The organism is Paracoccus marinus (genome assembly GCF_007018965.1).
In the GTDB taxonomy this organism is placed as follows: Bacteria; Pseudomonadota; Alphaproteobacteria; order Rhodobacterales; family Rhodobacteraceae; genus Paracoccus; species Paracoccus marinus.
On the sequence record NZ_VJYZ01000010.1, the window covers coordinates 282,885 to 303,305 of the forward strand.

17 protein-coding genes are annotated in these 20,421 nt (G+C 68.7%); 11 read left to right on the forward strand and 6 right to left on the reverse strand.

The features are described 5' to 3' along the window. Positions 1–287: 287 nt before the first annotated feature. A complete protein-coding gene (gene uvrC, locus FNF32_RS07160; protein WP_131672656.1) occupies positions 288–2,201 on the forward strand; it encodes an excinuclease ABC subunit UvrC in 1,914 nt (637 codons plus the stop codon). A gap of 27 nt (positions 2,202–2,228) precedes the next feature. Here uvrC and radC read toward each other — a convergent pair whose 3' ends face one another. From radC to dnaK, 3 genes are all read right to left on the reverse strand, one after another. Next, positions 2,229–3,011 (reverse strand): RadC family protein, encoded by a 783-nt coding sequence (gene radC, locus FNF32_RS07165; protein ID WP_131672657.1) that lies wholly within the window; start codon positions 3,009–3,011, stop codon positions 2,229–2,231. A 35-nt stretch (positions 3,012–3,046) separates the two neighbouring features. Next, entirely contained in the window at positions 3,047–4,210 is a 1,164-nt protein-coding gene (gene dnaJ / locus FNF32_RS07170; RefSeq protein WP_131672658.1) for a molecular chaperone DnaJ, read from the reverse strand. Between the two features lie 80 nt (positions 4,211–4,290). Further along, positions 4,291–6,204 (reverse strand): molecular chaperone DnaK, encoded by a 1,914-nt coding sequence (gene dnaK / locus FNF32_RS07175; RefSeq protein WP_131672659.1) that lies wholly within the window; start codon positions 6,202–6,204, stop codon positions 4,291–4,293. Positions 6,205–6,358: 154 nt separating this feature from the next. On the opposite strand from dnaK, the gene FNF32_RS07180 reads away from it, so the two are divergent. Then, positions 6,359–7,009 (forward strand): alpha-ketoglutarate-dependent dioxygenase AlkB family protein, encoded by a 651-nt coding sequence (locus FNF32_RS07180; protein ID WP_131672723.1) that lies wholly within the window; start codon positions 6,359–6,361, stop codon positions 7,007–7,009. A 55-nt stretch (positions 7,010–7,064) separates the two neighbouring features. Here the strand turns inward: FNF32_RS07180 and FNF32_RS07185 are convergent, their stop codons facing one another. After that, positions 7,065–7,883 carry an ABC transporter permease gene (locus FNF32_RS07185; protein ID WP_131672660.1) on the reverse strand — a complete coding sequence of 273 codons (819 nt, stop codon included), beginning with the start codon at positions 7,881–7,883 and terminating at the stop codon, positions 7,065–7,067. A 173-nt stretch (positions 7,884–8,056) separates the two neighbouring features. Here FNF32_RS07185 and cysQ point away from each other — a divergent pair, with 173 nt between their 5' ends. The 9 genes from cysQ to FNF32_RS07230 all read left to right on the forward strand — a co-directional run bounded on the left by cysQ (position 8,057) and on the right by FNF32_RS07230 (position 18,365). Beyond that, complete coding sequence (gene cysQ, locus FNF32_RS07190; RefSeq protein ID WP_131672661.1) at positions 8,057–8,857, forward strand: 3'(2'),5'-bisphosphate nucleotidase CysQ; 801 nt, start codon at positions 8,057–8,059, stop codon at positions 8,855–8,857. Positions 8,858–8,864: 7 nt separating this feature from the next. Continuing rightward, the gene (locus FNF32_RS07195) at positions 8,865–9,665 is read left to right on the forward strand and encodes a 3-deoxy-manno-octulosonate cytidylyltransferase (protein WP_131672662.1); all 801 of its coding nucleotides are present in this window, start codon (positions 8,865–8,867) and stop codon (positions 9,663–9,665) included. Beyond that, the gene (locus FNF32_RS07200; RefSeq protein WP_185961881.1) at positions 9,662–10,951 is read left to right on the forward strand and encodes a glycosyltransferase family 2 protein; all 1,290 of its coding nucleotides are present in this window, start codon (positions 9,662–9,664) and stop codon (positions 10,949–10,951) included. The genes FNF32_RS07195 and FNF32_RS07200 overlap by 4 nt, the downstream gene beginning before the upstream one ends. 102 nt (positions 10,952–11,053) lie before the next feature. Next, complete coding sequence (gene galU / locus FNF32_RS07205) at positions 11,054–11,944, forward strand: UTP--glucose-1-phosphate uridylyltransferase GalU (protein ID WP_131672664.1); 891 nt, start codon at positions 11,054–11,056, stop codon at positions 11,942–11,944. A 4-nt stretch (positions 11,945–11,948) separates the two neighbouring features. Then, positions 11,949–12,965: a UDP-glucose 4-epimerase GalE gene (gene galE / locus FNF32_RS07210; protein ID WP_131672665.1), complete on the forward strand. Its 1,017-nt coding sequence runs from the start codon at positions 11,949–11,951 to the stop codon at positions 12,963–12,965. Next, a complete protein-coding gene (locus FNF32_RS07215; RefSeq protein WP_131672666.1) occupies positions 12,955–14,205 on the forward strand; it encodes a glycosyltransferase in 1,251 nt (416 codons plus the stop codon). The genes galE and FNF32_RS07215 overlap by 11 nt, the downstream gene beginning before the upstream one ends. Before the next feature lie 31 nt (positions 14,206–14,236). Further along, entirely contained in the window at positions 14,237–15,262 is a 1,026-nt protein-coding gene (locus FNF32_RS07220) for a glycosyltransferase family 2 protein (RefSeq protein ID WP_246087717.1), read from the forward strand. An 83-nt stretch (positions 15,263–15,345) separates the two neighbouring features. Beyond that, positions 15,346–16,983, forward strand: a complete 1,638-nt coding sequence (locus FNF32_RS07225; RefSeq protein WP_484217481.1) for a DUF5927 domain-containing protein — start codon at positions 15,346–15,348, stop codon at positions 16,981–16,983. Next, entirely contained in the window at positions 16,980–18,365 is a 1,386-nt protein-coding gene (locus tag FNF32_RS07230; RefSeq protein WP_131672667.1) for a hypothetical protein, read from the forward strand. The genes FNF32_RS07225 and FNF32_RS07230 overlap by 4 nt, the downstream gene beginning before the upstream one ends. Positions 18,366–18,374: 9 nt before the next feature. Here the strand turns inward: FNF32_RS07230 and FNF32_RS07235 are convergent, their stop codons facing one another. Further along, positions 18,375–19,376, reverse strand: a complete 1,002-nt coding sequence (locus FNF32_RS07235; protein WP_131672668.1) for a DMT family transporter — start codon at positions 19,374–19,376, stop codon at positions 18,375–18,377. Then, a complete protein-coding gene (gene queG, locus FNF32_RS07240; protein WP_246087728.1) occupies positions 19,373–20,395 on the reverse strand; it encodes a tRNA epoxyqueuosine(34) reductase QueG in 1,023 nt (340 codons plus the stop codon). The genes FNF32_RS07235 and queG overlap by 4 nt, the downstream gene beginning before the upstream one ends. Positions 20,396–20,421: the final 26 nt, after the last annotated feature.

Here is a 20,421-nt window from a genome sequence, read left to right on the forward strand (position 1 = left end):
GTCCACTTGTCGCATTTGCGTGAAGCGACCGTCGCGAATCCGTCAACAAAATCAGCCGGTTCTTCGAGCGAGGTAAAATAGTATGCCTTTACAATGGCTTGTAACTGTGCACAATTTATGTGCAATCCGTTGCCAGCCTAACATTTGCTGGCAAGCGGCACCTCTCGCCCCAGCCCCTCCACAGAGTTATCCACAGAAACCGTGGACATGAATCCCCTTGTCAGATGGCCGCTCTTGCGGGGTGCCCCAGGAATCACTTTGTTGTCCCCATGACCGACCAGCCCCCTATGGATAACACGCCTGAGGCGAGTGGGCCGCCGTCCCCGACGCCGCCCCCGCCGCCGTCCCCGACGCCGCAGAAAACCGGGCACAGGCTGATCGCCGACTACGTCCGGCGGCTGGACGGCAGCCCTGGCGTCTACCGGATGCTCGATGCGCAGGGCGCGGTGCTTTACGTCGGCAAGGCGCGCAACCTCAAGGCGCGGGTGTCGAACTATGCCCGGCCGTCCGGGCACTCGGGGCGGATCGCCCGGATGATCCGCGACACCGCCAGCATGATGTTCCTGACGACGCGCACGGAAACCGAGGCGCTGCTGCTGGAACAGAACCTCATCAAGCAGCTGAAGCCGCGCTACAACGTGCTGCTGCGCGACGACAAGTCGTTCCCGAACATCCTCGTCGCCAAGTCGCACCCGTTCCCGCAGATCAAGAAGCACCGGGGCGCAAAGTCCGAGGCGGGCGACTACTACGGCCCCTTCGCGAGCGCCGGCGCGGTGAACCGCACGCTGAACCAGTTGCAGCGTGTGTTCCTGCTGCGGTCCTGCACGGATGCGACGTTCTCGTCGCGCACCCGGCCGTGCCTCTTGCACCAGATCAAGCGGTGCAGCGCGCCCTGCACCGGGCGGATCGACCTGCCCGACTACCGCGCCTTGGTGGCCGATGCCGAACGCTTCCTGCAGGGCAAGACGACCGCCGTGCAGGCGAACCTTGCGAACGAGATGGCGCGGGCGGCGGAGGGCATGGAATACGAACGCGCCGCCGCCTTGCGGGACCGGATCAAGGCGCTGACCTCGGTCCAGTCGGTGCAGGCGATCAACCCCAAGGGCGTGCCGGAGGCGGACGTCATCGCGCTGCACATGGACGGGGGGCAGGCCTGCGTGCAGGTCTTTTTCATCCGTGGCAACCAGAGCTGGGGCAACCGCGACTTCTATCCCAAGTTGAACGGCGCCGAGTCCGCCGACGAGGTGATGGAGGCGTTCCTGGGCCAGTTCTACGACGGCAAGGTGCCGCCGCGCATGATCCTGCTGAGCCACGGGATCGAGGACATGGACCTGATGACATCGCTGCTGTCCGACCGGGCCGGGCGGCGGGTCGTCGTCGGCGTGCCCCAGCGGGGCGAAAAGGCCGAGCTGGTCGAGAACGCGCTTAGGAACGCGCGCGAGAGCCTGTCGCGGCGGATGTCGGAAAGCGCCGCGCAGCACAAGCTGCTGGAGGGGCTCGCCGACGCCTTTGACCTGCCCGCCCCGCCGCGCCGGATCGAGGTCTATGACAACAGCCACATTCAGGGCGCGGCCCCGGTCGGCGGCATGATCGTCGCGGGCCCCGAGGGCTGGATGAAAAGCCAGTACCGCAAGTTCAACATCAAGGGGACCGAGATCACGCCCGGCGACGACTTCGGCATGATGCGCGAGGTGCTGACGCGGCGGTTCTCGCGCCTGCTCAAGGACGACCCGGACCGCGCGTCCGAGGCGTGGCCGGACCTGCTGCTGATCGACGGCGGGGCGGGGCAGGTATCGGCGGTGCAGGGGATTCTTGCCGATCTGGGCGTCGATGACGTGCCCATCATCGGGGTCGCCAAGGGGCAGGACCGCAATCACGGCAAGGAAGAGTTCTACCGTCCCGGCCGGACCGTCTTTGCCCTGCCGATGAACCACCCGGTGCTGTATTTCGTCCAGCGGCTGCGGGACGAGGCGCACCGCTGGGCGATCGGCACCCATCGCGCGCGGCGCACCAAGCAGGCGATGGCGAACCCGCTGGACGAGATCGCGGGCATCGGCGCGGCCCGCAAGCGCGCCCTGCTGGCGCATTTCGGCAGCGCCAAGGGCGTGGCGCGCGCGGGCCTGCCGGACCTGCAGGCGGTCGAGGGGATCTCCGACACGATGGCCCGCACGATCCACGATCATTTCCACGGGCAGGGGTGACGCGCGCGGCCGCGTGGGGCGCGCGCCCTACAGCAACCCCGACGCCCGGAAGCTCAGCTCACGGTCCTTGCCGATGATGAGGTGATCGTGGACGACGATGCCCATCGTCTCGGCCGCCTGCATGATGCGGCGGGTCATCTGGATGTCGGGATCGCTGGGCGTCGGGTCGCCCGAGGGGTGGTTGTGGACGAGGATCAGGGCGCTGGCGTTCAGGTCCAGCGCCCGGCGCACGATCTCGCGCGGGTAGACCGGGACGTGATCGACGGTGCCCCTCGCCTGCTCCTCGTCGGCGATCAGGACGTTCTTGCGGTCGAGGTAGAGGACGCGGAACTGCTCGACCTCGCCATGCGCCATCGCGGTGTGGCAGTAATCGACCAGCGCGTCCCAGCTGGTCAGGACGGGGCGCCGGATCACCCTGGACCGGGCCAGCCGCTGCGCCGCCGCCGCCACGATCTTCAGTTCCACGATGATCGCGGGCCCGACGCCGTCCACGTCCGCCAGCCGCGCCGGATCGGCCGACAGGACGCGGTTGAAGTCGCCGAACCGGTCCAGAAGCCGGCGGGCCAGCGGCTTCATGTCCCGGCGCGGGACGGCGCGGAACAGGACCAGTTCCAGCAGCTCATAGTCCGGCATCGCCGCCGCGCCGCCCTGCATGAAGCGGTCGCGCAGCCGGGCGCGGTGGTCGGCGATGTAGCTGGGGGGCGCCGCCTTCTTCGCTGCCGGGCCCGGCACCGGGTGGACGTCGTCCTGCGCCGGATCGAACCGGAACAGGGACGGCGAGTCTTCGTGAAAGGCGCGGTTCTCTGGCATGGCCTTCAGCCTGCCAGCGAAGGGTTAAGGCGCGGTTAAGCGCCCAGCCCCTCCCAGAAATTCTTGATCTTGCCGAAGAAGTTTGACGTCTGCGGGTGGTTGTCGGCGTCGATCGCCTCGAACTCGCGCAGGATCTCCTTCTGCCGGGCGGTCAGGTTCACCGGGGTTTCCACCGACAGCTCGACCAGCATGTCGCCGAAATCGCCCTGCATCCCCGGCCCGTGCCGCAAGGGCGGCATCCCCTTGCCGCGCAGGCGCATCTGCTGGCCGGTCTGGCTGCCGGGCGCGATCTTGACCCGCGAGCGGCCGCCGTCGATCGTCGGCACCTCGACCTCGCCGCCAAGCGCGGCGGTCGTCATGCTGACCGGCACGTGGCAGGCCAGCATCCGCCCGTCGCGCATGAAGATCGCGTGGTCCTTGACCTCGACGAAGATGTAAAGATCGCCAGACGGGCCGCCGCGCAGCCCCGCCTCGCCCTCTCCCGCAAGGCGGATCCGGGTGCCGGTTTCCACGCCCGCCGGGATGTTGACGGCCAGCGAGCGCTGCTTTTCGATCCGGCCGGCGCCGTGGCAGGCGGCGCAGGGGTTCTTCACGATCTGGCCCTGGCCGTTGCAGGTCGGGCAGGTGCGTTCGACGGTGAAGAAGCCCTGGCTCGCGCGGACCTTGCCCATGCCGGCGCAGGTCGGGCAGGTGGCGGGTTCCACCGCCCCTTCGGCGCCGGTGCCGTTGCATTCGCCGCAGGCAACCGAGCCGGGCACGGAAATCGTCTTTTGCAAGCCCGCGAAGGCTTCCTCGAGCGAGACCTGAAGGTTGTAGCGCAGATCCTGCCCGCGGGTGGCGCGGCTGCGCCCGGACGCGGCGCGCCCGCCCATCATGTCGCCGAACAGATCCTCGAACACGTCAGCGAAGGCGCTGCCGAAGTCGCCATTGCCGCCGCGCGCGCCACCAAAGCCGCCGGGACCGAAGCCGCCACCCTCGAACGCCTGGTGGCCGAAACGATCATAGGCCGCCCGCCGCTGCGCGTCCTTGAGGCAGTCGTAGGCCTCGTTCACTTCCTTGAAGCGGCCTTCCGACAGGGTGCAGTCGGGGTTGCGGTCGGGGTGCAGTTCCTTGGCCTTGGCGCGGAAGGCCTTCTTGATCTCGTCGGCCGAGGCGCCGCGCGCCACACCAAGAACCTCGTAGAAATCGCGCTTGGCCATGATCTTCCGGTCTGAGGTGGATCGTCAATGAAAGACCGGCCCGCGTGCAGAAACACGGGCCGGCCACGGTCGCGGGAAGCTTACTTCCGCTTTTCTTCGCCGAGGTCTTCGAAGTCGGCATCGACGATGTCGTCGTCCACGCCGCGCGGGCTTTCCTCGCCCTCGCTCTCGCCCGAGGCACCGGCCTGGCCGGCCTTGTAGATCGCCTCGCCCAGCTTCATGGACGCATCCATCAGGTTCTGGATGCCGCCCTTGATCTTGCCGGGCTCGTCGGATTTCAGCGCCTCTTCAAGCGCGCCGACGGCCAGTTCGATCGCCTCGACGGTCGAGCCGTCGACCTTGTCGCCATGCTCGTCCAGCGACTTGCGGGTCGAGTGGATCAGGCTTTCGGCCTGGTTGCGCGATTCGACCAGCTCGCGGCGACCCTTGTCGGCTTCGGCGTTCGCCTCGGCGTCCTTGACCATCTTCTCGATCTCTTCGTCGGACAGGCCGCCCGACGCCTGGATCGTGATCTTCTGTTCCTTCCCGGTGCCCTTGTCCTTGGCGTTCACCGACACGATGCCGTTGGCGTCGATGTCGAAGGCCACCTCGATCTGCGGCATGCCGCGGGGGGCGGGCGGGATGTCTTCAAGGTTGAACTGGCCGAGCAGCTTGTTGTCGGCGGCCATTTCGCGTTCGCCCTGGAAGACGCGGATCGTCACGGCGTTCTGGTTGTCCTCGGCGGTCGAGAAGGTCTGCGACTTTTTGGTCGGGATCGTCGTGTTACGGTCGATCAGGCGGGTGAACACGCCGCCCAGCGTCTCGATCCCCAGCGACAGGGGCGTCACGTCCAGCAGCACCACGTCCTTGACGTCGCCCTGCAGAACGCCCGCCTGCACCGCTGCACCCAGCGCCACGACCTCGTCGGGGTTCACGCCCTTGTGGGGTTCCTTGCCGAAGAAGTTCGTCACTTCCTCGATCACCTTGGGCATCCGGGTCATGCCGCCGACCAGCACGACCTCGTCGATGTCGGATTTCGCCAGACCCGCATCCTTAAGCGCGTCCTGAAGCGGCTTGATCGTCCGCTTGATGAGGTCCGAGACAAGGCTTTCCAGCTTGGCGCGGGTCAGCTTGACGACCATGTGCAGCGGCGTGCCCGAGTTCTTGTCCATCGAGATGAACGGCTGGTTGATCTCGGTCTGGCTGGACGACGACAGCTCGATCTTGGCCTTTTCCGCCGCTTCCTTCAGGCGCTGAAGCGCCATCTTGTCGCGCGTCAGGTCGACGCCGTGTTCCTTTTTGAACTCGTCGGCGAGGTAGTTGACGATCTTCATGTCGAAGTCTTCGCCGCCCAGGAACGTGTCCCCGTTGGTCGATTTCACCTCGAACAGGCCGTCGTCGATTTCCAGGATGGTGATGTCGAAGGTGCCGCCGCCGAGGTCGTAGACCGCGATGGTCCGGCTTTCCTTCTTGTCGAGGCCATAGGCCAGTGCGGCGGCGGTCGGTTCGTTGATGATCCGCAGCACTTCAAGGCCCGCGATCTTGCCCGCGTCCTTGGTCGCCTGACGCTGGGCGTCGTTGAAATAGGCCGGGACGGTGATGACCGCCTGCTCGACCTTTTCGCCCAGATACGACTCGGCCGTTTCCTTCATCTTCTGAAGGATCATCGCGCTGACCTGCGCGGGGGAATACTTCTCGTCGCGAACCTCGACCCAGGCGTCGCCATTGCCGCTGTCCACGATCTTGTAGGGGACGAGGTCCTTGTCCTTCTTTACCTCGGCGTCCGTCACCCGACGGCCGATCAGGCGCTTGACCGCGAACACGGTATTTTCCGGGTTCGTCACGGCCTGCCGCTTGGCGGGCTGGCCGACCAGGCGCTCGCTTTCGGTGAAACCCACGATCGACGGCGTGGTGCGCGCGCCTTCGGAGTTCTCGATCACCTTGGGCTGGCTGCCGTCCATAATGGCGACGACGCTGTTCGTTGTTCCGAGGTCAATGCCGATGACTTTGGCCATTCGTTTACCTTTCTTGAGGCGATGAGCGGGCTGCGGGTCCGATATGCGGCCCCCGGAACCCTATCCCTTGGGGGTGTGATGGCCGGTGACCCGGCCGGTTCGTTGGGTATATAGGAAGGGGATTTTGGGCCTGCAAGCATCGCGCGACACCAGGATGAACGACACGGAAACCAGTTCGCCGCCCGGTCCGACGGGCGCGGCCGCGCCGCTGAGCCTGCGGGGCATCGGCCTGTGGCCGGGGTTTCTGGGCGCGCGCGAACAGGCCGCGCTGATGGCCGAGGTCGCCGCGATCTGGGACGCGGCGCCGCCCGTGCGTCCCGTCACGCGCTGGGGCAAGCCGCTGTCGGTCGCCATGACCTCGGCCGGCAGCCTTGGCTGGACCACCGACCGGCGCGGCTATCGCTACGAACGCGCGCAGCCGGACGGGCGCGCGTGGCCGCCGATCCCGCCGATGCTGCTGGCGCTGTGGGACCGGGTGACGGGCGGGGCGCGGCGGCCCGACAGCTGCCTTGTCAACCTGTACCGCGACGCCGCGCGCATGGGTCTGCACCAGGACCGGGACGAGGCCGACCTGACCTGCCCGGTGGTGTCGGTCAGCCTGGGCGACGACGCGCTGTTTCGCGCGGGCGGGACCGAGCGGGGCGGGTCCACCGAAAGCGTCTGGCTGAAATCGGGCGACGTGATGGTGCTGGCGGGGGCGGGGCGCCTGGTCTTTCACGGCGTGGACCGGATCAGGCCCGGAAGCTCGGGCCTTGTGACCGGCGGCGGGCGCGTGAACCTGACCCTGCGCGTGGCCGGCGGCTGACCCGCCGGTTCGCGATCAGCCTCGCGAGCCCGCGATCAGCCCCGCGGGCCCGTGATCAGCGCGCCGCCCAGCTGAGCGAGCGGGCGTTGCGGGTCACGAACTCCAGCATCAGGGCGACCATCAGGCAGGCCAGCGTCACATAGACCGCATAGCGCACCGACGAGTTGTGGGGCGTATAGTTGATGAAGGCGAACCCCCGCGCCTGGTCGATCACGTGGAACAGCGGGTTCCAGTCGAACAGGTTCAGCATCATCGTCGGCAGCACGTTGGCCACGAACATCTTGCCCGACGCGATCATGTTGAGACGCTGGTAGAAGCTGCTGATGACGCCGATCCCCGACGGCCACCACTGCTTGGCCGACATGAAGATCATGCCGATCGCACAGCCCGACGCCCAGGCCAGAAGCAGCATCGCGTAGCAGCCCGTGATGTGCTCGATCCGGATCGGCATGATCAGGGCGTGGTAGGTCCACAGGATCACGATCGAGGCCAGCGTCTGCTGATACAGGATCGCCAGCGCGGTGGCGCTGATCGACACGGCGGTGTTCATCGGCTCGTGTCGCATCATGGTCGAGGTCGCGTTGGCCGCGCCGGTCATCGCCGCGATGGACTTGGTGTGCGTCATGAACATGAAGATGCCGGTCATGACGAAGACCATGAAGTCGCCGCGGATGGGCGAGCGGCGCACCCCCAGCACGTAGAACATGGCGACGAAACCGATCACCATCGCCAGCGACTGCATGATCGACATCGCCAGCCCCACGACCGCGTTGCTGTGCGACTGCCGCAGGTTGTGGACCGTCTGGTGATAGATCAGCGCCAGCGTCGCGAACGCGGCCTCGATCATGTTGCGGTTGCGCGGCTGGACGAACATGCGGGGCGGCTTTCGGTGGAAAGGTCTTTGGGTCGGTCGGGGGCTGTCGGGGGGTCTGTCGGGCCGCGTGGACGCGCCGCTTGCCGGAAACGATCGCTGCGATCATAAGAGGCGTGACCCCGTCTTTCAACGCCGCGCATCCGGCGGATGCCCGTGACTGCAAAGGAAAGCGCATGCAATTTGATGAATTGATCGCCGTCATGCGACGGCTCGCGCTGGAAGCCGGGGACCGGATCATGCAGATCTATGACGGCCCCGACTTCGAGGTGCGCGCCAAAAGCGACGATTCGCCCGTGACCGAAGCGGACGAGGCTGCCGACGCGCTGATCTCGGCCGGGCTGCGCGCGGCGTTCCCCGACGTGGCGCTGGTGACCGAGGAACAGGCCGACACCCACGGGCAGCGCCCGCGCAGCTTCCTGATCGTGGACCCGCTCGACGGCACGAAGGAGTTCGTGCAGCGCCGGGGCGATTTCACCGTGAACATCGCCTATGTGCAGGACGGAACGCCGGTGCGCGGGATCGTCTATGCGCCTGCCCGCAAGCGGCTGTTCTACACCCTTGCCGACGGCCGCTCGGTCGAGGAGATCGGGCCGTTCGGCGATCGTCCCGGCGAGGTGCGCCCGATCGGCGTCAACGCCACCCCCGACAACCGCGCGCTGATGGTCGTGGCGTCCAAGTCGCACCGCGATCAGGCGACCGACGATTACATCGCGCAATACGGCGTCCGCGACATGACGAGCGCGGGATCGTCGCTCAAGTTCTGCCTGGTGGCGACGGGCGAGGCGGACCTTTACCCGCGCCTCGGCCGCACGATGGAATGGGACACGGCGGCGGGGGACGCGGTGCTGCGCGGCGCGGGCGGGCAGGTGGTGCGTTTCGACGACCACGCTACGCTCGGCTACGGCAAGGCGGGGTTCGAGAACCCGTTCTTCATCGCCTACGCGCCGGGCGTCCTGCTGCACCCCCTGGGCTGAGCCGCGCGTGTCGGTCGTCATCGTCATCCCCGCCCGCCACGCCTCGACCCGCTATCCGGGCAAGCCGCTGGTGCCGCTGACGGGCGCGTCGGGGCAGGCGCGGACGCTGATCCGGCGCAGTTGGGACGCGGCGATGCAGGTCGGCGGTGCCGACCGGGTGATCGTGGCCACCGACGACGCCCGGATCGCGGATCACGCGGCGGGCTTCGGGGCCCAGGTTGCGATCACCTCGACCACCTGCCGCAACGGCACGGAACGCTGCGCCGAGGCGGTGGCGGCGCTTGGCCTTTCGCCCGAGATCGTCGTGAACCTGCAGGGCGACGCGCCGCTGACGCCCGCGTGGTTCGTCGAGGATCTGGTCGCCGGGCTGCGCCGCGACCCTGCCGCACAGGTGGCGACCCCGGTCCTGAACTGCACGGGCGCGATGCGCGCCGACCTGATGGCCGACCGCGCCGCGGGCCGGGTGGGGGGGACGACGGCGGTCTTCGGCGTGGATGGCCGGGCGCTTTACTTTTCCAAGGAAGTGATCCCGTTCGTGCCCCATGACGTGGCCCCGGATGCCGCTAGCCCCGTGTTCCACCACGTCGGCGTCTATGCCTATCGCCCCGAGCCGCTCGCCGCCTATGCCGGCTGGCCCGAAGGCACGCTCGAACGGCTCGAGGGGCTTGAACAGCTGCGCTTCCTCGAACGCGGGATCCCCGTTCTTTGCGTCGAGGTTCAGGCGCGCGGGCGCGAGTTCTGGGAATTGAACAACCCCGAGGACGTGCCGAAGATCGAGGCGATGATGCGGCGCATGGGGCTGGATTGACGCAGCCGGACGCGGGCGCGCCGGCAGTCAGTGTTGTCGGCAGTGTCGTCGGCAGCGTCGTCGGCAGCGTCAGCGTCGTCGTCGTCTCGCGCCACCGTCCCGCGGCGCTGTCGCTGTGCCTGACCGCGCTCACGCTGCAGGATCATCCCGGGTTTGAAATCGTGCTGGTGGCCGACGCGGGGTCGGTCGGAGTGCGCCCGGACCTGCCGATCAAGAGGGTGCGCTTCGACGCGGCCAACATCTCGGCCGCCCGCAACGCCGGGATCATGGCGGCGGCGGGCGAGGTCCTGGCCTTCATCGACGACGACGCGGTGGCCGAGCCGACGTGGCTGTCTCGCCTGACCGCGCCGTTCGCCGACCCTGCCGTGCCGGCTGCGACCGGGGCCACGCGCGGGCGCGACGGGCTGCGCTGGCAGGTGCGGGCCGAGAGGATGACCGGCAACGGCCTGGCTGTGCCTGTTCAACCCTGGGGTGATTCGGTCCGCCTTCTGGCACCCGAAGGCGGGCGTCCCGTCGGCACGCTGGGAACCAACTGCGCCTTTCGCCGCGATGCGCTGGCCGAACTGGGCGGGTTCGACACCGCCTTTGCCTATCATCTGGACGAAAGCGACCTGAACATGCGGATGGCGGCGCGCTGGCCCGACGCCCCGACCGCTGTCGTGCCGCTGGCCGAGGTGGCGCATGGATGGGCGGGCGACGATCGCCGCAGCGCCTCGGGCGTGCCCGCCGACCTGACGCAGATCGGCCGGTCCGCGGCGATCTTCTGCGACCGGCACGGGGGCGATTCGGCCAGGGCGTCCGAACGGGTGCGGACGCGGCTGCTGCGGCTGATGGTCTCCGGCAGGCTCGACCCCTTGCGGGTGGCGCCGCTGATGGCGACGTTCCACGCGGGCGCGACCGGCGCCCCGCGCAGCGTTTGCTGGCCGAAACCGCTGTCCGACGCCCCGCCGCCGCCGTTTTTGACCCTGCCCGGCACCGGCCCGCGCGCGCACAGCCTGCTGACCGGCTGGCACTGGCAGCGCCGCCGCCTTCGCGCCGACGCCGTGCGGCTGTCCGGCAAGGGGCGGCTGGTCACGCTGGTCCTGTTCAGCCCTTCGATCCTGCGCCATCGCGTGCGGTTCGACCCCGCCGGGTTCTGGGAACAGGCGGGTGGCCTGTGGGGGCCGTCGCTTCCCGGCGATCCGGCCGTCCGCGCATGGCGTTTCCGCGTCCGCGCCGCGCGCGAGGCGCAGCGCCTTGCCCGCACGCGCAGTTTGCAAAAGTTAGATGAAATCGGCGGCGTTTGACCGGTCGTCACAGTCGTTTGCTTGCTACGGGGGCCGTCTGTGGGTAAGCCCTTGGCCATGAAAGCAGGGCGGGTGCGCGTCACCCAAAACGGAGCTACGTCCATGGTCCGCAAGGTCACCAAAGCAGTTTTCCCGGTCGCCGGACTGGGCACCCGGTTCCTCCCCGCAACGAAGTCGATCCCGAAAGAGATCATGACTCTCGTCGATCGGCCGCTGATCCAGTACGCCATCGACGAAGCGCGCGCGGCCGGCATCGAGGAGTTCATCTTCGTCACCTCGCGCGGCAAGGGCGCGCTCGAGGATTACTTCGACCACTCGCACGAGCTGGAAAACACGCTGCACAAGGCGGGCAAGAACGACCTGCTGGAGCTGCTGCGCCAGACCAACATGGATTCGGGCGCGATCGCCTATGTCCGCCAGCACAAGGCGATGGGTCTCGGCCACGCCGTCTGGTGCGCCCGCCGCCTGATTGGCGACGAGCCCTTCGCGGTCGTCCTGACCGACGACGTTGTGATGGGCGAGCCGCCGTGCCTGCAGCAGATGATCGAGGCGCATGCCGAGACCGGCGGCAGCATGGTCGCCACCATGGAAGTGCCGCTGGACAAGACCAAGTCCTACGGCGTCCTCGACATCGAGGAAGACATGGGCGCGATCGTCAAGGTCCGCGGCATGGTCGAGAAGCCCAAGGAAAACCCGCCCTCGAACCTTGCCGTGATCGGGCGCTACATCCTTGCGCCGACCGTCATGGAAAACCTCAACAAGCTGAAGCAGGGCGCGGGCGGCGAGATCCAGCTGACCGACGCCATCGCCGACGAGATCGAGGAAGGGCGCGACGTGTTCGGCCTGCGCTTCCGCGGTCAGCGCTACGACTGCGGGTCCAAGGCGGGCTTCCTGCAGGCGACGGTCGCGTTCGGGCTGGAACGCGACGACCTGCGCGAGGAGTTCGCGGAATACCTGCACGACGTTCTTGCGATGCGAAAAGCGGCCGAGTGACCGGATGGCAGATAAGGTTCTTGTAACCGGCGGCGCCGGTTACATCGGCTCGCATGCCTGCAAGGCGCTGGCCGCCGCGGGCTACATCCCCGTCACCTTCGACAACCTCTGCACCGGCTGGCGCGAGGCGGTGAAGTTCGGCCCGTTCGAGCAGGGCGACCTGATGGACCGCGCCCGGCTGGACGAGGTGTTCGCGGCCCACAAGCCGATCGCCGTCATGCACTTCGCCGCGCTGAGCCAGGTCGGCGAGGCGATGCGCGAGCCGGGCAAGTACTGGCGCGGCAACGTCTGCGCCTCGCTCAACCTGATCGAGGCGGCGGTGGACGCGGGCTGTCTGGACTTCGTGTTCAGCTCGACCTGCGCGACCTACGGCGACCACGACGGCGTCGTGCTGGACGAGACGACGCCGCAGGCGCCGCTGAACAGCTACGGCGCCAGCAAGCGCGCGATCGAGAACATGCTGAAGGATTTCGGCGCGGCCCACGGCCTGCGCTCGGTGATCTTCCGCTATTTCAACGTCGCGGGCGCCGACCCCGACGCGCAGGTGGGGGAGTTCCACCAGCCCGAGACGCACCTGATCCCCGTGATCCTTGAAGCGATCGACGGCAAGCGCCCGGCCCTGACGATCAACGGCACCGACTACGACACCCGCGACGGCACCTGCGTGCGCGACTATGTCCACGTGATGGACCTGGTTGACGCGCATGTGCTGGGGCTGAAGTGGCTGCGGGACGGGCGCGGCCGCCCGGCGGACACGCAGGGCGAAGGCGGGGCCGAGGTGTTCTGCCTTGGCACCGGCTCGGGCTTCTCGGTCCGTGAGGTGATCGACCAGGCCAGGCTCGCCACCAACCACGCCGTCCCGATGACCGAAGGGCCGCGCCGCGAAGGCGATGCGGTGTCGCTGGTGTCGGGCAGCGCGCGGGCGGGCGAGGTGCTGGGCTGGCGGGCAGACAGGTCCACGCTGCCGCAGATGATCGGCGACGCGTGGCGCTGGCACCAGACCGGCGGCTATGGGAAATGACCCGGACGTTCCGCTGCCCTTTTTCCTGTTCGATGTCTCACGGCTGATCTCTCGCCTTGGGCAGGGGCCGCTGACCGGGATCGACCGGGTCGAGGCGGCGTGGCTGTCACATCTGCAGGACCGCCCGCATCTGCTGGTCGCGCGGCTGGGGCCGGTGCAGGCGGTGTTGCCGCCCGCGGCGGGCGCCGATCTGCTGCGCTGGGCTGCGGGCGATCTGGCCACGGCGCCGCGCGCGACGCTTCTTGACCGTGCGCTGCGGCAGACCGGGCTTCGCGCCCGGGTCAAGCGCGCGCTGGTGCGCCGCGCGGTGGTCCGGGCGGGGCGGTCGGGCCGGGGGCTGCAAGCGCCGGTGACCCGTATCCTGCCGGGGGCGACCTACCTGAACGTCGGCCACACGAATCTCGATCCGCCGTGGCTGGCCCGCATGGCCTGGGCCCGCCCGGCGATCCTCATCCACGACACCATCCCGCTGGACCATCCGGAATTCACGCGCGCCGGTCAGAGCGCGCTGTTCCGCGCCCGCCTGCAATCGGCCCTGCGCCACGGCGCGACCATCGCCACGATCAGCGACGCGACCCGCGCCGACGTGCTGCGCTGGCGCGACCGCTTCGGGATTGCGGGCGGCGCGCCGGTCGTCGTGGCCCCCATCGGCACGACGCTGGCCGCGCCCGCGCCCGCCCACCTGCCGCCCGACCTCGACCTGTCGCGTCCGTTCTTCGTGGCGCTGGGCACGATCGAGCCGCGCAAGAACCACGCGCTGCTGCTGGACGCGTGGGACCTGCTCGCGCAGCGCCTGACCCCCGGTACCATGCCGGGGCTTTTCATCGTCGGGCGCCGCGGCTGGGAAAACGCCGCGACCTTCGCCCGCCTCGATGCGCTGCCGCCGGGCGGCCCGGTGCGCGAGCTGAACGACCTTTCCGACGAAGCCGTCGCCGCGCTGATTACACGGGCCCACGCGCTTTTGATGCCCAGCCACAGCGAAGGCTTCGGCCTGCCCTTGACCGAGGCGGCGGCGCGCGGGACCCGCGTCCTTGCAACGCCGCTTCCCGCCGCGCGTGCGCTGCTGGGCGATCTGGCGACGTGGCTGCCGCCCGACGACCCCGCGCCCTGGGCGGCGCATGTTGCAGAAATCGCATCCTCGCCCCGCGACACGCTTCAACCTATGGTGGTTCCCGGGTGGAGCGGGCATTTCCAAACGATTAGCAATGCTGTGATAAGTCAGGCATCCGCAAGGAACTGATCGGCTGGGGTTTCGGGGGCAAAGGGGTAACGTGCCGGGTTGGTGGACAGGCTACTGGCGTAAGATCCGGCTGCGCGCGCGCCGCCAGTATTTCCTTGGCCGCGCCATCCGCCGCAGGCGGGCGCTGTCGCCCGTGGCCAACCGCACGAGGGCGATCGGCAGCGGCGCGATCCTGTGCTTCGTCACCCTGCGGAACGAGGCGGTGCGCCTGCCGTATTTCCTGGATTACTACCGCGCGCTGGGGGTCGATCACTTCCTGGTCGTGGACAACGACAGCGACGACGGCAGCCGCGCGCTGCTGGAAGCGCAGCCGGACGTGTCGCTGTGGACGACGAAGGCCAGCTACAAGGGATCGCGCTACGGCCTCGACTGGGTCAACTGGCTGCTGTTCCGGCACGGCACCGGGCACTGGTGCCTGACCGTCGATCCCGATGAGTTCCTCGTCTATCCCCATTGCGACGTGCGGCCGCTGCGGGCGCTGACCGACTGGCTGGACAGTTCGGCCTATCGCGCGTTTCCGGCGATGATGCTGGACATGTATCCCCGTGGATCGGTTACCGAACGCATCTACGCCGCGGGCGAGAACCCGCTGGACATCGCGGCATGGTTCGACCCCGCCAACTACATGATCCGCAAGAACCGCGAATACGGGAACCTGTGGATCCAGGGCGGGCCGCGCGCGCGGGCCTTCTTTGCGGACGATCCGCAGAATGCGCCCGCGCTGAACAAGATCCCGCTGGTCCGCTGGGCGCGGCACTATGCCTATGTCAGCTCGACCCACATGCTTCTGCCGCGTTCGCTGAACCTCGTCTACGACGAGAACGGGGGCGAGCGGGCATCCGGCATCCTGCTGCACACCAAGTTCCTGTCCACCTTCGTAGGAAAATCCGACGAGGAGATGACGCGCGGCCAGCACTATGCCGGCAGCCGCGAATACAAGGCCTATCACTCGGCGCTTCAGAACCAGCCGCAGCTCTGGTGCCCGGAATCGATCGAATACGAGGGCTGGCGCCAGCTCGAGCATCTGGGCCTGATCTCGCGGGGGAACTGGCCGTGATGTACGCGGCCCGCCCCGTGCCGTCGGTGCCGACGACCGCCGACCGCGCCGCGGACGCGCCGGCCGCGCGGCTGGGCGTCGTGATGCTGTGCCACGAAAACCTCGACCTTGCCACGCGGATGGCGCGGATCTGGGCCGAGGGGGGCGCCACCGTCGCGATCCACGTGGACGCCAAGGTGCCCGACGCCGCGTTCGCGGCCATGCGCCAGACGCTGGCGGACTGCGCGCGGGTCCTGTTCGCGCCGCGCCGCGCCTGCGAATGGGGCACCTTCAGCCTGGTCGCCGCCACGCAGGACACGGCGCAGGCGCTGCTGGCGGCCGATCCCGACCTGACCCACGTCCTCACCGTGTCGGGCGCCTGCCTGCCGCTGCGCCCGGTCGAGGAACTGATCGAGTTCCTGTCCGCCCGCCCCGACCGCGACTTCATCGAAAGCGTGAACGCCTCCGATGTGGGCTGGGCGATCGGGGGGCTGGACCTTGAACGGTTTACCCTGCGGTTCCCGTTCTCGTTCCGCCGCCAGCGCAACCTGTTCGACCGCTACGTGAACCTGCAACGGCGGCTGAACCTGTCGCGCCGCATTCCCGAAGGGGTGATCCCGCATCTGGGGTCGCAGTGGTGGTGCCTGACCGTGCGCACGCTGACCGCCATCCTGTCGGACCGGGAGCGCGCGCGGTACGACCGCTATTTCCGCCACGTGTGGATCCCGGACGAAAGCTATTTCCAGACCTTGGCGCGGCGGCACACGCTGGGGATCGAAAGCCGGTCGCTCACGCTGTCCAAGTTCGACGGGCAGGGCAAGCCCTACGTCTTTTACGACGACCACCGCGACATGCTGGCGCAGTCGGGCTGCTTCGTCGCCCGCAAGATATGGCCGCGCGCGCAGGGCCTGTACGAGGCGTTTCCCCGCCCCGCGCAGACGGCCGAGCCCGACAGCTACATGATCGACCGCCTGATCGACCAGGCGGTCGCGCGCCGCAAGGTGGGCCGGCCGGGCCTCTACATGCAAAGCCGCTTTCCCCGCAAAGACGCCGAGAACGGCAAGACCGCCGCGCCCTACACGGTGCTTTACGGCCTTGCCGAAGCCTATCCCGGCCTGACGGAATGGCTGCCATTCCATGTCGACGCGGACGTCCACGGCCACCTGTTCGCCGAAACGGGTGTCGAATTCAGCGGCGGCCGCAGGCTGGGACCGGGCTGCCTGAGCGGCAGCGCCGCGATGCGCAACCTTGACCCGCAGGGGTTCCTCACCTCGCTGATCCGGGTGACGAAGCGGCGGCAGATGTTCCAGTTCAGCCCGCGCGACGACCAGCAGCTCAACTGGTTCATGGGCACCGACCCCAACATGCGGCTTCTGGTCATCACCGGCGCGTGGGCGGTGCCCTTGCTGCATTCCGGCATGCCATTCGACGACGTGCGCCGCGCGGCCGCGATCCTGCAACGGCGCGAGCTGGATTTCCTCAATATCCTCGATTCCGTCTGGCTGAAGGCGCAGGTGAGCCGCTGGAACCTGGCCGAGATCGGCGCCGACCCGCTGCCGCCGCTGGCGACGCTGCTGGAAACCGACGACCTGCCCGACGGCGCGCCCGCGCCCGCCGACCTGACGGGAATGCTTGCATTCCTCGACCGGCTGCGCAACGCGGGGCTGCGCCCGCGCAAGATGGGCGATTTCCGCCATCCCGAACGATCCGCCCGGCCCCCGATCATCAAGGACGCCTCATGACGCCGCAGCCCTTCCGCAGCTTCGTGATCTTTGCCGAGATGCGAACCGGGTCGAACCTTCTGGAAGCTACGCTGAACGCGATCAAGCGCGTCACCTGCTTTGGCGAGGCGTTCAACCCCTACATGCTGGGCTGGCCCGACAAGGACGAGCTGCGCGGCGTGACGATGGCCGAACGCGACGCCGACCCGATGGCGCTGTTCGAGGCGATCCGCTCGCACCCCAACATGACGGGGTTCCGGTATTTCCACGATCACGACCCGCGCATCCTCGACGCGATCCTGGACGACCATAGCTGCGCCAAGATCGTCCTCGCCCGCAACCCGCTGGACAGCTACGTCTCGACCCGGCTCGCCTATGCGACGAACCAGTGGAAGCTGAACGAGACGGAAACCCCGATCCCCGCCCGCATCCGCTTCGACCCGGCCGAGTTCGCGCAGGCCATGTCCGAGGTCGAGCAGTTCCAGCTGCGCGTCCTGCACCGGCTCCAGACCAGCGGTCAGGCGGCGTTCTGGCTGGGCTATGACGATCTGCGCGACGCGGACGTGATGACCGGCCTTCTGCACTGGCTTGGCCGGACCGATCTGGAACGGGTCGAACCCGCCAGCGACCAGGTGCCCCAGAACCCGCGCGAACTGGCCGAAAAAGTCGAGAACTTCGACGAGATGCAGGCGGCGCTGGCGGCGATGGACCCGTTCCAGTCCCGCCGCCTGCCCAGCTTCGAGCCGCGGCGCGGCCCGGCCGTCCCGTCGTTTCTGGGCGTGGACGCGGGGCGCGGGCTGGTATTCATGCCGGTCAAGGGCGGCCCGTCGGACGTGGTCGATCCCTGGCTGCGCGGCCTTGGCGCCGTCACCGCCGACTTCAACCAGAACAGCCTGCGCCAGTGGAAACGCCAGCGTCCCGGCCATCGCGGCTTCACGGTCGTGCGCCACCCGCTGCCGCGCGCATGGGCCGCGTTCACCGCGCTTGCGAACGGCGGCAACGCCGACCTGCGCGAGGTCCTGCGCACGGTCCACCGCGTTCCCCTGCCCGAAGGCGGGGTGCAGGCGATCGCGCCCGACGCGCGTGCGGACGTGTTCGCGGCCTTTCTCGACTTCCTGCGCCGCAACCTGAACGGCCAGACGACGCTCGCCACCCATCCGGGCTGGGCCACGCAGTCCGAGGTCGTGTCGGGCTTCGCGCGCTTCGGCGCCCCCGATATGATCGTGCGCGAGGACCGGATGGCCGAGGACCTGGGCTTTCTGTCCCGCGCGGCGGGGATCGACGCGGCCCCGCCTGCGCCCGCACCGCTGCCGGACCTGCTGGACGACGCGGGCCTGCGCAAGGCCGCAAAGGCCGCCTATCTGCGCGACTACGTGGCTTTCGGGTTCCCGGACCAGCCCTAGCCGCGCGCTTCAGCCTTGCGGCGTCATCGCCTTGCGCGACCGCGACCGGGCGATCCCCAGCTGCCGTTCGCGCCAGATGATCGCGATGCCCGCCGCGATGATGACCGCGGCACCCGCCAGCATCGTGGTGGTCGCCACCTCGCCGAACACGAACCAGCCGATCAGCAGCGCCAGCACCATCGACGCATAGTCGAACGGCGCCACCAGCGACGCGTCGGCATAGCGGTAGGACGAGGTCAGCATGATCTGCCCGATCCCGCCCAGCGTCCCGGTGGCGACCAGCAGCGCCGCCGTCGCGGGCGAGGGCCAGACCCAGCCGAACGGCAGCGATACCAGCGCCAGCACGGTCGAGGTCACGGAAAACCAGAACACGATCGCCGAGGTGCGTTCCTGCGTGACCATCCGCCGGATGAAGATCTGCGCCAGCGCCCCAAGCGCCGCGCCGGCAAGCGTCACCACGGCGCCCAGCGTCTCGCGCGTGGACACGTCGGCGCCGCCGCTGCCCAGGCGCGGCGACAGCACGATCAGCACGCCGACGATCCCCAGCAGCACCATGCTGATCCTGAAGCCGCGGATCTCCTCGCCCAGGAACATGCCCGCGAACAGGACCGTCAGCAGCGGCATCGCATAGCCCAGTGCTGTCTGCTCGGGCAGCGGCAGCAGTCCAAGGCCCGCGAACCCGCAGACCATCGCCATCGTCCCGATGATCCCGCGATAGAAGTGGCTCATCGGCCGATGGGTCCGCAGCCCGGTCCCCAGTTCGCCCCGCGACGCGAGCCACACCAGGATCACGGGAATCGCGAAGAACGAGCGGAAGAACACCTGCTCGCCCACCGGCACCTCGTCGGCGGTGGCCTTGAGGATCGCGCCCATGACGGTAAAGACCGTGACGCTGCCGAGCTTGAGGGTGATCCCCTTCAGCGGGTTCTGGAAAGGCAGGGCACTGGGGGCGGCGCGCGGCAGGTCGGCGGGGCGAAGGTCGTCGGGGCGCAGGTCGTCGGGGGTCGTCATGCCAGCCGCGCCACGGCCCAGCGGGCCGCGTCCGCGACCGCCGCGTCGGGGTCGTCCACTAGCGCGCGCGCGAACGGCGCCAGCCGCGCCTGCCCGCTGTTTCCCAGCGCATACATCACGTTCCGCACCATCCTGTCCCGCCCGATCCGCTTGATCGGACTGCCCGCGAACCGCGCCCGGAAACCCGCGTCGTCAAGCACCGCCAACTCCTCCAGAGCGGGTGCGCGGTGGGGGCCGTGATAGCGCATCTCGCTGGCGTCGACGGCGAACTTGTTCCACGGGCAGGCCGCAAGGCAATCGTCGCAGCCATAGATGCGATTGCCAAGCAGAGGCCGCAATTGTTCATCGACCGGGCCGCGATGCTCGATCGTCAGGTAGGAAATGCAGCGCCGCGCATCCAGCTGGAACGGCGCCGGAAAGGCCCGGGTGGGGCAGGCGTCCAGACAGGCGGTGCAGCTGCCGCAGTGGTCGCGCTCGGCCGGATCGGGCGGCAGGTCCAGCGTGGTGAAGATCGCGCCAAGGAAGAACCAGTTCCCCAGTTCGCGCGACAGGACGTTGGTGTGCTTGCCCTGCCAGCCCAGCCCCGCCGCCTGCGCCAGCGGCTTTTCCATCACCGGCGCGGTATCGACAAAGACCTTGATCTCGGCCCCCGTCTGATCGACCAGCCAGCGGCCGACGCGCTTCAGCCGCGCCTTGACGAGATCATGATAGTCGCGCCCCTGCGCATAGACGCTGACCGCGCCCCGGTCCGCGCGGCCAAGGTCCACGCGGGGATCGTGGCCGGGGGTATAGACCTCGGCCAGCATCACGACCGACCGCGCCTCGCGCCACAGCGCGGCCGGGTCGCCGCGCCAGTGCGTCCGCTCGGCCATCCAGCCCATCTGCCCGTGCCGTCCCTTCGCGACGAAATCGGCCAGCCGCGCCGCCGCCTGCGGGATCGCGCCCGGCGTGGTCACGCGCACGGCCGAAAATCCTTCGGCCAGCGCGCGGGCGACCAGCGCGTTCTTTTTTGCCGAAATATCCCCGGGGGAATCGCCCGCCGGGC

What these genes read in the sequence shown, in the direction of transcription:
- FNF32_RS07215 (WP_131672666.1), top strand. Translation starts at nt 12,955, where the DNA reads ATGGGAAATGACCCGGACGTTCCGCTGCCCTTTTTCCTGTTCGATGTC.
- galU (WP_131672664.1), top strand. Translation starts at nt 11,054, where the DNA reads ATGGTCCGCAAGGTCACCAAAGCAGTTTTCCCGGTCGCCGGACTGGGC.
- dnaJ (WP_131672658.1), bottom strand. Translation starts at nt 4,210, where the DNA reads ATGGCCAAGCGCGATTTCTACGAGGTTCTTGGTGTGGCGCGCGGCGCC.
- FNF32_RS07185 (WP_131672660.1), bottom strand. Translation starts at nt 7,883, where the DNA reads ATGTTCGTCCAGCCGCGCAACCGCAACATGATCGAGGCCGCGTTCGCG.
- galE (WP_131672665.1), top strand. Translation starts at nt 11,949, where the DNA reads ATGGCAGATAAGGTTCTTGTAACCGGCGGCGCCGGTTACATCGGCTCG.
- uvrC (WP_131672656.1), top strand. Translation starts at nt 288, where the DNA reads ATGGATAACACGCCTGAGGCGAGTGGGCCGCCGTCCCCGACGCCGCCC.
- radC (WP_131672657.1), bottom strand. Translation starts at nt 3,011, where the DNA reads ATGCCAGAGAACCGCGCCTTTCACGAAGACTCGCCGTCCCTGTTCCGG.
- FNF32_RS07180 (WP_131672723.1), top strand. Translation starts at nt 6,359, where the DNA reads ATGAACGACACGGAAACCAGTTCGCCGCCCGGTCCGACGGGCGCGGCC.
- FNF32_RS07225 (WP_484217481.1), top strand. Translation starts at nt 15,346, where the DNA reads ATGCTGTGCCACGAAAACCTCGACCTTGCCACGCGGATGGCGCGGATC.
- FNF32_RS07230 (WP_131672667.1), top strand. Translation starts at nt 16,980, where the DNA reads ATGACGCCGCAGCCCTTCCGCAGCTTCGTGATCTTTGCCGAGATGCGA.
- cysQ (WP_131672661.1), top strand. Translation starts at nt 8,057, where the DNA reads ATGCAATTTGATGAATTGATCGCCGTCATGCGACGGCTCGCGCTGGAA.
- dnaK (WP_131672659.1), bottom strand. Translation starts at nt 6,204, where the DNA reads ATGGCCAAAGTCATCGGCATTGACCTCGGAACAACGAACAGCGTCGTC.
- FNF32_RS07235 (WP_131672668.1), bottom strand. Translation starts at nt 19,376, where the DNA reads ATGACGACCCCCGACGACCTGCGCCCCGACGACCTTCGCCCCGCCGAC.